Source organism: Pantoea sp. JZ2, assembly GCF_035191405.1.
Lineage (GTDB): Bacteria > Pseudomonadota > Gammaproteobacteria > Enterobacterales > Enterobacteriaceae > Pantoea > Pantoea stewartii.
The window spans coordinates 744,314-756,282 of sequence record NZ_CP045247.1; the positions used below are offsets into that span (position 1 = coordinate 744,314).

Below are 11,969 nucleotides of genomic sequence, written 5' to 3' on the forward strand. Positions count from 1 at the left end.
AAGCAGTCCCCCATATTGTAAAAGTTCTCAGATATATATTATTTCACTGAACATACCACCATTACAGTGAAATAAGACGAACTTTCTGTTTTCGCTTCTTTTGTCTCAGGAGATATCATGAATAATAAGAAAAGATTGCAATCTTTTCAGGGGGCACTTAATGCATTACCTGAGTGGATATCAGAACGGATCCTGTATCAGATCAATCACCTAACAAATTACGAGCCGGTAATTGGCATTATGGGTAAAACCGGAGCTGGTAAGTCCAGTCTGTGCAATGCCCTGTTTGCTGGCGAGGTATCGCCGGTCAGCGATGTGGCGGCATGCACCCGTGAGCCTTTGCAATTTCGTCTGCAAGTCGGTGAACGCTTTATGACCATCGTGGACCTGCCTGGCGTGGGCGAAAGTGGTGTTCGCGATAATGAATATACTGCGCTGTACCGCGAACAACTTCCCCGGCTCGACCTGGTGCTGTGGCTAATTAAGGCTGATGATCGGGCACTGGCGGTGGATGAACACTTTTATCATCAGGTGATTGGTGAGGCTTACCGGCATAAGGTGTTGTTTGTTATCAGCCAGTCGGACAAGACTGAGCCCACCAGCGGTGGCGGTCACTTATCGACAGAGCAGAAACAAAATATCAGCCGCAAAATCTGTCTGTTGCATGAACTGTTCCAGCCCGTGCATCCCGTGTGTACGGTGTCGGTCCGGCTGCAGTCAGGAGTACGGGCGATGGCAGAGCAGATGATTAAGTGCCTGCCACGCGAGGCCAGTAGTCCCGTGGTGGTACAACTCAGTGGGACACTTCGTACTGATGGCGTTAATAAAAAAGCCCGTGACGATTTTAGTGAAACAGTCGGTTCGGTGTTGGATACGGTAAGTAGCATTCCCCTGATACCGGCCCCGGTTCGGACAATTATCCAGGCTGTACGTGATACCGTAGTATCGGTCGCTCGTGCCGTTTGGGACTGGATTTTCTTCTGAGCTGACTAACCTGCGATTATCGTCGGGACATACCCTGTCCGTTCTAATGTTTTATAATCTGCTGAATTTCGACAGTTTTCCCTTTACGCCCCGTCACGGTTGATTTTGGCAACTGTAAAAAATACGTCTTCTGGTGTCCATTCCCTGTCCCTCCCCCTCGTTAGAATAACCGTTTTATTTTCAGTTAATTATATCACTGGAGAACCTGCCGCATGGTTCAGGTTGAACGTCGTCATGATCGGCTTGCCGTCCGACTGTCGTTAATTATCAGCCGCCTGGTGGCTGGAGAAACACTGGATTTACGAGCGCTGGCAACTGAATTTGGTGTGTCGGTTCGAACTCTACGCCGGGACTTTCGGGAACGTCTGATGTATCTGGATCTGGAGTATCGCAAAGGCCGATGCCGCTTGCTATCCGGTAGCCGCCAGAGAGAGTTAGCGGTGATGAAATTTGCCCGTCAGTCAGGCGTTGAAGCTCTGTTTCCTGATATGGATAACCATCTGGTCAGTTCACTGTTGAGCGGATCAGGAGAGTCTCCTTGCCTTATCTGGCAGGGAACAGCTCAGGTTTCATCCCCAGAATCAGGCGTATTCACTCGGTTGGTGAGCGCGGTATCAGAACATCGAAAGGTGACGCTGCTCGGTAACGGTTGCCGCTGTACAGGCCTCGCTCCCTATCGGCTGGTTCTGCGTGACGGCGAGTGGTATCTGACAGGCGAGCATCAGACCCGGATCGCAGTATTTCCCTTGACGGATATTCGTGCAGTCACGCTCCACAACGGCAGCTTCGCTCCTGATATAGCGATGCGCGATATCCTCTCTCACCCGGATTTTCTTCAGGCTTTACCCCACTTTCGCTTTTTCCATTCATTGCTTGTCGCAACTGCCGGCGGGCTTATACCTCAGAAGGAATAACCACGATGAAATTACTTACCACTACATTGCTGGCTACCAGCATTTGTCTGAGTGCAGTTTTTCCGGCTGACGCTGGCAATATCGTCGGCTCTGTCAAAGCCTGGGAGTACATGCAGGCTGACGGCTGGAAAGCAGCTGATGGCATGGATGCCAATACGCTGCACAATATGCTCTACCAGGCCAATGTTATTGATAACTACCCGTGGACGAAGCAGTTTTTGCTACGTACCCGTGGTGGTGGTGCAATTTTCCTTGCCGATAAGAAAACCCACACTATTCGTCAACTAAAACTGAATCCTGTCGGTGAAACCTACAACGACATTGAAACGGTTTATCAGGGAGATGATAAAGGGGAAGGCTGCTACTTTGCCGTTATTGATAACCAGGCTTCGGTACGTGATAAGGCTATCGATGCTCTTATATACCCCGATTGGTCTGCACCCCAAGATACGGATGCTGTTCTAAAGGCTAAGATTGCAAAAGTCAGACAACAGATAGCCCCAAAAGTCATTATGGTGATGCCAGATAATTGTGTAAATAAACAGCAGCAAGCCACATTGGCGGCTAAGCGCTCGGAAGAGGATCGGAAACTACAGCAATGGGTCGCACAGCAAAGCTTAGCGGAATTGTGTCGTCGCACAGGCAACTGCTGAGCACTTCCCAAAAGCCACGTCCCAAATGCCACTGAAGGAAAAGAACGATGGAAAAGGATTGTCAGAAAGATATAGATATACCTTCTTTCACAATAGGAAGGGTATGGGCAAAACCTACTTACAGCAAAATCATGCCACTCGTCAGCCGATTGGCTAAAATCTTACCTGCCATTGTCGTTTTAATGCTGTGCCATCTCTCATCTGCTTACGCAGATGAACAACGCTTTATCAGTATCCGCAATACCGATACCGTGTGGACTCCCGGTAATATCTGTGTGTATCAGTTCCGTCTGGATAATGGTGGTAGCGGTGTGGGTTTTGGCCCGCTGTCTGTTTCGCTGGGGCTGAAAGACAAGGCGGGCAACACGCTGGCGACGGCAACAATGGACGTAGCCCCCTTTGGCGACAGCGATTCTACTCGTTCTCAGGAAGCTTTTCTTGAGCATGAATGTGTCGAAAACGTCAGCGCTATTGAAATCATGAAGGCGACCGAAGAGCGCAACGGCCATCAGACCAGGCTGCCACTGTCCGTTTTCGACCCTCAGTATTATCAGCCACTGTCAGTATCGGTTGCTGTGAATAAGGCATCATAACTGGCTTAGACTTAAAACTGCCAGACCTCAGACTCGCAACAACATCAGGCCATGCCTCCTTCGGGAAGCATGGCCTTTTCGTTTTTCATCGCCAAAAAAGGAATTAATCATGATCCGATTAGCCAGCCGCTTTGGTGCGGTTAATGTTGTACGCCTCGACCGCCCATTAACTCACGACGAACTGGCACATTATGTGCCCAGCGTATTCAGTGAAGAAAAGCATGAGTCCCGCAGCGACCGATACACTTATATCCCGACAATAACCCTGCTCGATAATCTGCAACGTGAAGGTTTCCAGCCGTTCTTTGCCTGCCAGACCCGAGTGCGCGACCAGAGCAAACGCGAACACACCAAACACATGCTGCGTCTTCGTCGTGAGGGCCAAATCACTGGCAAGCAAGTTCCGGAAATTATTCTGCTCAACAGCCATGATGGTTCGAGCAGTTATCAGATGTTGCCGGGATTATTTCGTTCAGTCTGCCAGAATGGACTAATTTGCGGTGAGAGTTTTGGTGAGTTTCGTGTACCTCATAAAGGCAACGTGGTGGAGAAAGTCATTGAAGGGGCTTACGAAGTGCTGGGAATATTTGACCGCGTAGAAGAGAAACGCGATGCTATGCAGTCGCTAATGTTAACTCCGCCAGCACAGCAGGCGATGGCGAAAGCGGCATTAACCTATCGCTTTGGTGAAGAGCATCAGCCGGTGACGGAATCGCAAATCCTATCCCCGCGCCGCTGGCAGGATGAAAGTAACGACCTGTGGACCACTTATCAGCGCATTCAGGAAAACCTGATTAAAGGTGGTCTGTCTGGACGAACCACCAAAGGCAAACGTGCCCATACTCGTGCTGTTAAAGGTATCGACGGTGATGTGAAGCTTAACCGTGCTCTGTGGGAGATGGCTGAGAATATGCTGCAGCTTGCCTCATGAACCTTTTTATTATCTTTCATGCCCTGCCAATAAACCGGCGGGGCATTATGTTTTAAGGAACTGTGATGTCCGAAATCGCATTATCTCCCGTTTTTCCGGTTAACGAACAACGCATTATCCGTCGCGCCCTGCGTCTACTGGAGAAATATCAGCGCCAGCCGGGAGAGTCATTTACCTCAACCTGCTTCACTAAAACCTGGCTGCAGCTACAAATGGCGGGCCTTGAGCGGGAAATCTTTATCGTCCTGTACCTCGATAATCAGCATCGTTTGCTGGAGCGTGAAACGCTGTTTACCGGCACGCTCAGCCATACGGAGGTACATCCCCGCGAAGTGGTCAAAGCGGCTCTACGCCATAACGCCGCTGCGGTCATTCTGGCCCACAACCATCCTTCCGGCGAAACGGAGCCCAGCCAAGCAGATCGGCACATCACAAAGCGGGTAGTGAATGCACTGGCCTTGGTCGAAGTACGTGTGCTGGATCACCTCGTGGTAGGGGATGACGTGATGTCATTTGCAGAGCGCGGTTGGCTGTAAGTCCGGCAAAATATCAACAAAAGGAAACTTTTATGTCGTTATCTGATTCTCCCCAATGGGGACTGCAAAGTGATATTACCCCCCGCTTTGGCGCAAGGCTGGTACAGGAGGGCAACTGGCTGCATTACCTTGCTGACAGGGCTGGTTTTACGGGGAGCTTTAGTCCGATACACCTGAAGAAATTAGATCTGGCTTTCCCGCTGTTTGTAGAACAACTGGAAGAAATGCTGCGTGCTGGCGAACTAAATCCACATCAGCAACGTCAGGTGAACATCCAACTTGCGAGTTTAACCTGTATAGCTGATACCCGTGGTAGCTGCGGCTACGTTTACATTTCTATTTATCCGACCCCGTAACACCTTCTCTCTTCTTCTTTTCTCAGGATTCTACTCATGCACATTTCAACTGTACCGGCCACGGTGCCGGTTTCGTCACGCCTATCGCCCGTACAGGTATGGCAGCAATTGTTAACGTATCTGCTGGAGCACCATTACGGCCTGACGCTTAACGACACGCCATTCCATGACAACACGGCCATTAAGGAGCATATTGATGCAGGAATCACGCTCGCCGATTCTGTTAATTTTCTGGTGGAACGTTATGAACTGGTACGCATCGACCGTAAGGGATTCACCTGGCAGGAGCAGACGCCATTCCTGACCGCTATCGATATTCTCCGAGCCAGGCGAGCTACCGGATTAATAAATACTTAAATTCTTCGAGCCTCTTTCCTGATTTTTACCTCTGCACTTTCCACTCTTTTTATTCATCGCATAATGCGCCTGCCACTCCCGGCAGGCGTGTTTGCTTTTATGGACGATTAACGATGCAAACAGAACCCGACGTGTTGACGGAACACAATGAGCTCATTCTTTCGACCAGTATCGAACGTGTAGTTACTGGGCGCGATTCTGCACTTAAACAGATCGAACAACTCATTCAGCAGCTTGATGCTATTTCACGGCTGACCTCAGAAATCGGTGGTGGCGCAGCGCAAGACTGGGCGATGAAATCCGGGCACCGCTACGATAGCTGGCTAACTGAGAAGGCTGATAAAGCGATGCCTGCTGTCACCCGCATTATAGATCGCAGCATCTGGCGCGATTTGATGCTGAAGTCAGGCATGATGGCCTTGATGGATGCGCAGGCTCGCGACCAGTGGCATAAGAACCTTGAGGATGACGACCTTCCTGTAATCAGTGAGGCGAATATCCTCAGTACTTTTGAGCAGCTACATCTGAACAAAATGGACGTATTCGAACGCGGGATCATCAACGTCTTCAAAGGCCTGTCTTGGGATTACAAAACCAATAGTCCCTGCAGCTTCGGTAAAAAGATCATCGTCAACAATCTGGTGAATTACAATCGCTGGGGATTTAATTTGAACTGGGGCTGGCGGCGAAATCAACTGGCAGACCTGGAAAGAATGCTGCTCCTGCTGGATGGTAAACCTATACCTGACAACCGTGGCGATGTCACTACACGGTTGATGGATCATATTCGGGACAATCCGTCGAAGGATGTTTATGAAGATGAGTTTTTCAGCATTCGTTACTTCCAGAAGGGAACGGCGCACATCACTTTTAAGCGGTACGATCTTACAGAAAAGATGAATGATATCGTGGCGAAGCACTATCCAGGGATGCTGGCAGCGAGATGAAGAGGGCAGGGAGGCAATTCCTTACCTGACCCATTACCTGACCCAAATTGCATCCAAAGAAAAAGGAGTTAGATGATTTCTCATCTAACTCCTTGTTTTATTTGGTGGCCCCTGCTGGGTTTGAACCAGCGACCAAGCGATTATGAGTCGCCTGCTCTAACCACTGAGCTAAGGGGCCAATGGAGCGGGGATTATAAAGTATCTGTTCGGGGCAATCCAGCGTTGTTCGGCTGGTTGCTGAAATAAGCAGCAATGTTTTACTTGCTGATAACTATGATAAAACCGCCAAAAACGCTACGCTGATACGCAGCGTCATCACATGCGCGGTGAAGCGCGATTGTCTTATTGGGCTTAACAGTAGGAAAGACTGCCGCGATCACGACATTGCTCCGCAAATAAGCGTTAACCACTGGCAAGATTATGACGAATACGGATTCTTTGCGTGAGCGGCCAGGACGCAGCGCAAAGCCAGGAGGCCTCATGAGCGAACACAACATCACCGATATCATTGCACCGGACCTGAACGTCCTCTTCTGCGGCATCAATCCCGGTCAGTCGACCGCGCACACCGGCTATCATTTTGCCCATCCGGGCAATCGTTTCTGGAAGGTGATTCACCTGGCAGGGTTTACGGTACAGCAACTGAAGCCGGAAGAGGAGCAGCGCTTACTGGAGACCGGCTGTGGTATTACGATGCTGGTCGAGCGCCCGACCATCCAGGCAAATGAACTGGCCAGTGATGAGCTACGTGATGGCGGTCAGCGGCTGATGGACAAGGTTCTATGCTATCAGCCTGCCGCGCTGGCTATCCTGGGCAAAGATGCCTTTAAACGCGCGTTTCGTCAGAGCAAAGTGGAATGGGGCGAGCAGCCGATCTACATGGGGAAAACCCAGGTGTGGGTGTTGCCGAATCCCAGCGGATTAAACCGGGCCTCACTGGAAGAGATGGTGGCGCTATATCGCCAGATGTACGAGGCGTTACAGCTGCGGCGTTAATGGTGGCGGTTTGCGGGAAAAGGGCAGGGCAGCAGACATAAAAAACCCCGGCGAACCGGGGTTTTAAGGGACTTAGTCGTCGAGGAAGCTACGCAGCACTTCCGAGCGGCTCGGGTGGCGCAGTTTACGCAGGGCTTTCGCTTCAATCTGACGAATACGCTCACGGGTAACGTCAAACTGTTTGCCCACTTCTTCTAACGTGTGGTCGGTGTTCATATCGATACCGAAACGCATGCGCAGCACTTTGGCTTCACGCGCGGTCAGGCCAGCCAGCACGTCGTGGGTCGCAGAACGCAGGCTCTCAGAGGTCGCAGAGTCTAGCGGAAGCTCCAGCGTGGTGTCTTCGATAAAATCACCCAGATGTGAATCTTCATCATCACCAATCGGCGTCTCCATAGAGATAGGCTCTTTGGCAATCTTCAACACCTTGCGGATCTTATCTTCTGGCATCAGCATGCGCTCAGCCAGTTCTTCTGGCGTCGGCTCACGGCCCATCTCCTGCAGCATCTGGCGCGAAATACGGTTGAGTTTGTTGATGGTCTCAATCATATGCACCGGAATACGGATGGTACGCGCCTGGTCAGCGATAGAACGGGTAATCGCCTGACGAATCCACCATGTGGCGTAGGTCGAGAACTTGTAGCCGCGACGGTATTCAAACTTATCAACCGCTTTCATCAGACCGATGTTACCTTCCTGAATCAGATCCAGGAACTGCAGACCACGGTTGGTGTATTTCTTGGCGATTGAAATCACCAGACGCAGGTTAGCTTCAACCATTTCTTTCTTCGCGCGGCGGGCTTTCGCTTCACCGATCGACATACGACGGTTAATGTCTTTCACCTGCTCGATGGTCAGGCCGGTTTCTTCTTCAATCTGTGCCAGCTTCTGCAGCGAACGCATCACGTCATCCTGCACGTCCAGCAGTTTTTCAGACCATGGCTTGTTCATCGCCAGTGCGGCTTTGAACCAGCTCTCGTTGGTCTCGTTACCGGTGAACAGCGTAATGAAGTTTTTCTTCGGCATTTTGCACACTTCAATACACAGCTTCATGATCAAACGCTCCTGGGTACGGACACGTTCCATCATTTCGCGCATGTTGTTCACCAGGTAGTCGAACTGCTTCGGTACCAGGCGGAACTGTTTGAAGACGTCCGACAGGTTCTGGATCTCAGCGACAGAGGCCGCATGGCTGCGTCCTTTGCTCTTGATCACATCGCGCGTCGTTTCGTATTGCGTACGCAGGTCAGAGAACTTCTCGCGCGCCAGTTCCGGGTCGATAGAGTTATCGTCGTCAGAGCTGTCCTCGTCGCTCTCTTCGTCGTCATCGTCGTCGTCATTACGATCTTCTTCGGACAACTCAGAACCGACGTGGGTGGCGGTCGGTGCCAGGTCTTCTTCTGCGTTAGGATCGACAAAGCCAGTGATAAGGTCTGACAGACGCGACTCACCGGCTTCAACACGATCGTACTGATCCAGCAGGTAGGTAATGGCTTCCGGATATTCAGCAACGGAACACTGAACCTGGTTGATACCGTCTTCAATACGCTTCGCGATGTCGATTTCGCCTTCGCGGGTCAGCAGTTCAACGGTACCCATTTCACGCATGTACATGCGAACCGGGTCGGTGGTGCGGCCAATTTCAGATTCAACGCTGGATAATACCTGAGCGGCAGCTTCCGCGGCATCTTCGTCAGTATCGGAGCTGTTTTCATTCAGCATCAGATCGTCGGCGTCCGGGGCTTCTTCAACCACCTGGATGCCCATGTCGTTAATCATCTGGATGATGTCTTCGATCTGATCGGAGTCGACGATATCTTCCGGCAGATGGTCATTGACCTCAGCATAGGTCAGATAGCCTTGCTCCTTACCACGGGTGACAAGAAGCTTGAGCTGTGACTGCGGGTTTTGCTCCATAAGACGGTATCCACACTTCTGTTAATTAGATTGGTGTCGGTCGGCAGCGAGCCAACAATAACATTGAAGGCATTTCGTTCTCGCCGCTGCCTTCGTCGCGGCCTGGGCTTTGCCCATTAGTAATCGGCACTTAAGCCGCAAATTTTATGTCGGGCCTGGCTTACTCGCCATTTTTGCCTCTGACAGTGCTCGTCATCCTCACGTACATCAGTACGCTCCGGTGACTGCGCGCTTTCAGCGACAAAACTTGCTTCGACGCCGACGGCCCGAGGGCGGAAGCTGGCTTACTCGCCATTTTGCCTCTGACAGTGCTCGTCATCCTCACGTACATCAGTACGCTCCGGTGACTGCGCGCTTTCAGCGATAAAATTTGCTTCGACGCCGACGGCCCGAGGGCGGAAGCTGGCTTACTCGCCATTTTTGCCTCTGACAGTGCTCGTCATCCTCACGTACATCAGTACGCTCCGGTGACTGCGCGCTTTCAGCGGCAAAACCTGCTTCAACGCCAATAGCCCGAGGGCGGAAGCTGGCTTTCACAACGTTTTTGCCACTGACGGTAATCGTCATCCTCACATAGCGGAGGTAACGGTTCGCTTACCGCGGCAAAACCTGCTTCGCCCTGAATAACTAAACCTGCCGCTCCGGTTACGGACAGCAGCAGGTAGGGTAACCTGTTACTTTTTCGCGAAGGCCTGGCTCAGTGTCCAGAGCTCGCGACGTTCGTCGGTGCTGAGTCCATGGGTGCGTTCTCGCGCAATCAGGAACTCCAGTCGTTCTTCCAGAGCCGCGTCATAAATACTGGCCAGGGAATCCTGGAACACCGCTTCGCTCTCTTCATCCACTATCATGTGGTTCCACACGGCCAGTGTTTCAAGCGTTTGGCTAAAATTTGTTCCGCGATATAACTCTAGTAGCTGACCGGTGGTCAATCCAGGATTCTCGTTACAGCGCTTCACTAATTCAATAAATAGCGGTAAACCGGCTATTTTTGACTCGGCCAGCCCATCCAGTGCAGGGACCAGACTTGCCAGTTGTGGATTCTGAATCAGCAACGCCACCAGAACGCGCATTGTGGTGCGTTTCAGCGGCGGAGCAACCGGTGCGCTTGCGCCCTGTGCCTGTTTAGGCATCAGCTTTTCAAGCTGCGCATCATCCAGAATACCGAGTTTGTTTCCCAGCTCCTGACGCAGATAAATGCGTAACGTTTCACCGGGAATCTGCGTGATCAGTGGCAATGCCAGTGTACTTAAACGCGCTTTGCCGTCACGAGAGCTTAAATCGACCTGCGGCAACAGGCTGTCGAACAAAAACGAAGAGAGCGGCATAGCCTGCTCCATCCTCGCTTCGAATGCGGCTTTACCTTCTTTGCGAACCAACGTATCCGGGTCTTCGCCGTCAGGTAAAAACATAAAGCGTAGTTGACGACCGTCATTCATGTAAGGCAATGCGGTTTCAAGCGCTCGCCAGGCGGCTTCACGTCCGGCGCGATCGCCGTCGTAACAGCAAATCACGTTATCCGTACTGCGAAACAGCAACTGAATATGTTCAGCCGTGGTCGATGTACCCAGTGAGGCAACCGCGTAGTCCACGCCGTATTGCGCCAGGGCAACGACATCCATATAGCCTTCCACCACTAACAGGCGTTTCGGTTCAGGATGATTTTTTAAGGCTTCATACAGGCCATACAGCTGACGACCTTTATGAAAAACAGGCGTTTCGGGCGAGTTCAGATACTTCGGCGTATCATTACCCAGCACGCGGCCGCCAAAGCCGATAACGCGGCCTCGCTTATCGCGGATGGGAAACATCACGCGCTCGCGAAAGCGATCGTAAACCCGGCCTTTGTCATTACTGACCAGCATGCCCGCTTCCATTAATGACTCGCGATCTTCCGGCTGCTTACCAAAGCGTTTGAGAACATTGTCCCAACCGGCGGGGGCATAACCTATCGCGAAATGATTAATGATATCGGCGCTCAGGCCGCGATGTTGAAGATAATCGCGCGCTGACTGGGCACTGGATTGTTGCAAACTCTGCTGATAAAAACCGTTAAGGTTGTCCATCAGTTGGTACAGGCTCTGGCGCTGATGGCGTTCCATCGGGCTGGGCCCATTACCCGCTTCGTAAGGGACATCTAACCCGTGAGAAGTGGCTAACTCTTCGATACTTTCAACAAACTCCAGACGATCGTAGTTCATCAGAAAGTCGATGGCATTACCGTGCGCACCACAACCAAAACAGTGATAAAACTGTTTTTCGCCATTTACGGTAAAAGAGGGGGTTTTCTCATTATGAAAAGGACAGCACGCATGATAATTCTTTCCCTGCTTTTTCAGCTTTACGCGAGCATCGATCAACTCCACGATGTCCGTGCGGGCAAGTAAGTCATTGATAAATACGCGTGGAATTCGTCCTGCCATAAGCCCCGTTTTTTCAGCTCATAAACGACAACAAGCCGCGCTTCCTTTCGGAAAGCACGGCCTTTTACTTGACTCGGTCTGCGTTTATCACGCTGTGGAGGCGAACCTCCGGGATATTAGTACAGACGAGTGCGGCGTGCGTTTTCGCGAGCCAGTTTTTTGGCATGACGCTTAACTGCAGATGCTTTAGCGCGCTTACGCTCGGTCGTTGGTTTTTCATAAAACTCACGACGACGAACTTCAGCCAGAACGCCTGCTTTCTCGCAAGAACGCTTAAAGCGACGCAGTGCTACGTCGAACGGCTCGTTTTCACGTACTTTAATTACCGGCATGTAACTCTCACCTCAATAAAATTCGGTTTTTCT

13 protein-coding genes and 1 tRNA gene are annotated in these 11,969 nt (G+C 51.2%); 10 read left to right on the forward strand and 4 right to left on the reverse strand.

Features of this window, described 5'->3' with window-relative positions:
- Positions 1-117 precede the first annotated feature (117 nt).
- The 9 genes from GC087_RS03745 (at position 118) to GC087_RS03785 (ending at position 6,271) form a co-directional block, all read left to right on the forward strand.
- Positions 118-984: a GTPase family protein gene (locus tag GC087_RS03745; RefSeq protein WP_324029704.1), complete on the forward strand. Its 867-nt coding sequence runs from the start codon at positions 118-120 to the stop codon at positions 982-984.
- A gap of 212 nt (positions 985-1,196) precedes the next feature.
- Positions 1,197-1,898 carry a WYL domain-containing protein gene (locus GC087_RS03750; protein WP_284156281.1) on the forward strand — a complete coding sequence of 234 codons (702 nt, stop codon included), beginning with the start codon at positions 1,197-1,199 and terminating at the stop codon, positions 1,896-1,898.
- Positions 1,899-1,903: 5 nt separating this feature from the next.
- A complete protein-coding gene (locus GC087_RS03755; protein ID WP_324029707.1) occupies positions 1,904-2,551 on the forward strand; it encodes a hypothetical protein in 648 nt (215 codons plus the stop codon).
- A 131-nt stretch (positions 2,552-2,682) separates the two neighbouring features.
- Positions 2,683-3,144: an IrmA family protein gene (locus GC087_RS03760; protein WP_324030574.1), complete on the forward strand. Its 462-nt coding sequence runs from the start codon at positions 2,683-2,685 to the stop codon at positions 3,142-3,144.
- Between the two features lie 109 nt (positions 3,145-3,253).
- Positions 3,254-4,075, forward strand: a complete 822-nt coding sequence (locus tag GC087_RS03765; protein ID WP_324029709.1) for a DUF932 domain-containing protein — start codon at positions 3,254-3,256, stop codon at positions 4,073-4,075.
- Between the two features lie 65 nt (positions 4,076-4,140).
- Positions 4,141-4,611, forward strand: coding sequence for a RadC family protein (radC, locus tag GC087_RS03770; protein ID WP_324029711.1), 471 nt, complete (start codon positions 4,141-4,143; stop codon positions 4,609-4,611).
- A 32-nt stretch (positions 4,612-4,643) separates the two neighbouring features.
- Entirely contained in the window at positions 4,644-4,967 is a 324-nt protein-coding gene (locus GC087_RS03775) for a type IV toxin-antitoxin system YeeU family antitoxin (RefSeq protein WP_324029712.1), read from the forward strand.
- A 36-nt stretch (positions 4,968-5,003) separates the two neighbouring features.
- Positions 5,004-5,324, forward strand: a complete 321-nt coding sequence (locus tag GC087_RS03780; RefSeq protein WP_324029713.1) for a TA system toxin CbtA family protein — start codon at positions 5,004-5,006, stop codon at positions 5,322-5,324.
- 113 nt (positions 5,325-5,437) lie between these two features.
- Positions 5,438-6,271, forward strand: coding sequence for a DUF4942 domain-containing protein (locus tag GC087_RS03785; protein ID WP_324029715.1), 834 nt, complete (start codon positions 5,438-5,440; stop codon positions 6,269-6,271).
- Between the two features lie 102 nt (positions 6,272-6,373).
- Here the strand turns inward: GC087_RS03785 and GC087_RS03790 are convergent.
- Positions 6,374-6,449: transfer RNA gene (locus GC087_RS03790), tRNA-Ile, on the reverse strand.
- A gap of 302 nt (positions 6,450-6,751) precedes the next feature.
- Between GC087_RS03790 and mug the strand changes: the two genes are divergently transcribed.
- Positions 6,752-7,267 carry a G/U mismatch-specific DNA glycosylase gene (gene mug / locus GC087_RS03795; RefSeq protein ID WP_006118211.1) on the forward strand — a complete coding sequence of 172 codons (516 nt, stop codon included), beginning with the start codon at positions 6,752-6,754 and terminating at the stop codon, positions 7,265-7,267.
- Positions 7,268-7,339: 72 nt separating this feature from the next.
- Here mug and rpoD read toward each other — a convergent pair whose 3' ends face one another.
- The 3 genes from rpoD to rpsU form a co-directional block, all read right to left on the reverse strand.
- Positions 7,340-9,184 (reverse strand): RNA polymerase sigma factor RpoD, encoded by a 1,845-nt coding sequence (rpoD, locus tag GC087_RS03800; protein ID WP_324029717.1) that lies wholly within the window; start codon positions 9,182-9,184, stop codon positions 7,340-7,342.
- Between the two features lie 674 nt (positions 9,185-9,858).
- Positions 9,859-11,604 carry a DNA primase gene (gene dnaG, locus GC087_RS03805; RefSeq protein ID WP_033739835.1) on the reverse strand — a complete coding sequence of 582 codons (1,746 nt, stop codon included), beginning with the start codon at positions 11,602-11,604 and terminating at the stop codon, positions 9,859-9,861.
- A gap of 116 nt (positions 11,605-11,720) precedes the next feature.
- Positions 11,721-11,936, reverse strand: a complete 216-nt coding sequence (gene rpsU, locus GC087_RS03810) for a 30S ribosomal protein S21 (protein ID WP_001144069.1) — start codon at positions 11,934-11,936, stop codon at positions 11,721-11,723.
- Positions 11,937-11,969 lie beyond the last annotated feature (33 nt).

Bases quoted from the DNA above. Each gene is read 5' to 3' on its own strand.
- GC087_RS03745 (WP_324029704.1), top strand. From the start codon at position 118: ATGAATAATAAGAAAAGATTGCAATCTTTTCAGGGGGCACTTAATGCA.
- GC087_RS03750 (WP_284156281.1), top strand. From the start codon at position 1,197: ATGGTTCAGGTTGAACGTCGTCATGATCGGCTTGCCGTCCGACTGTCG.
- GC087_RS03755 (WP_324029707.1), top strand. From the start codon at position 1,904: ATGAAATTACTTACCACTACATTGCTGGCTACCAGCATTTGTCTGAGT.
- GC087_RS03760 (WP_324030574.1), top strand. From the start codon at position 2,683: ATGCCACTCGTCAGCCGATTGGCTAAAATCTTACCTGCCATTGTCGTT.
- GC087_RS03765 (WP_324029709.1), top strand. From the start codon at position 3,254: ATGATCCGATTAGCCAGCCGCTTTGGTGCGGTTAATGTTGTACGCCTC.
- radC (WP_324029711.1), top strand. From the start codon at position 4,141: ATGTCCGAAATCGCATTATCTCCCGTTTTTCCGGTTAACGAACAACGC.
- GC087_RS03775 (WP_324029712.1), top strand. From the start codon at position 4,644: ATGTCGTTATCTGATTCTCCCCAATGGGGACTGCAAAGTGATATTACC.
- GC087_RS03780 (WP_324029713.1), top strand. From the start codon at position 5,004: ATGCACATTTCAACTGTACCGGCCACGGTGCCGGTTTCGTCACGCCTA.
- GC087_RS03785 (WP_324029715.1), top strand. From the start codon at position 5,438: ATGCAAACAGAACCCGACGTGTTGACGGAACACAATGAGCTCATTCTT.
- mug (WP_006118211.1), top strand. From the start codon at position 6,752: ATGAGCGAACACAACATCACCGATATCATTGCACCGGACCTGAACGTC.
- rpoD (WP_324029717.1), bottom strand. From the start codon at position 9,184: ATGGAGCAAAACCCGCAGTCACAGCTCAAGCTTCTTGTCACCCGTGGT.
- dnaG (WP_033739835.1), bottom strand. From the start codon at position 11,604: ATGGCAGGACGAATTCCACGCGTATTTATCAATGACTTACTTGCCCGC.
- rpsU (WP_001144069.1), bottom strand. From the start codon at position 11,936: ATGCCGGTAATTAAAGTACGTGAAAACGAGCCGTTCGACGTAGCACTG.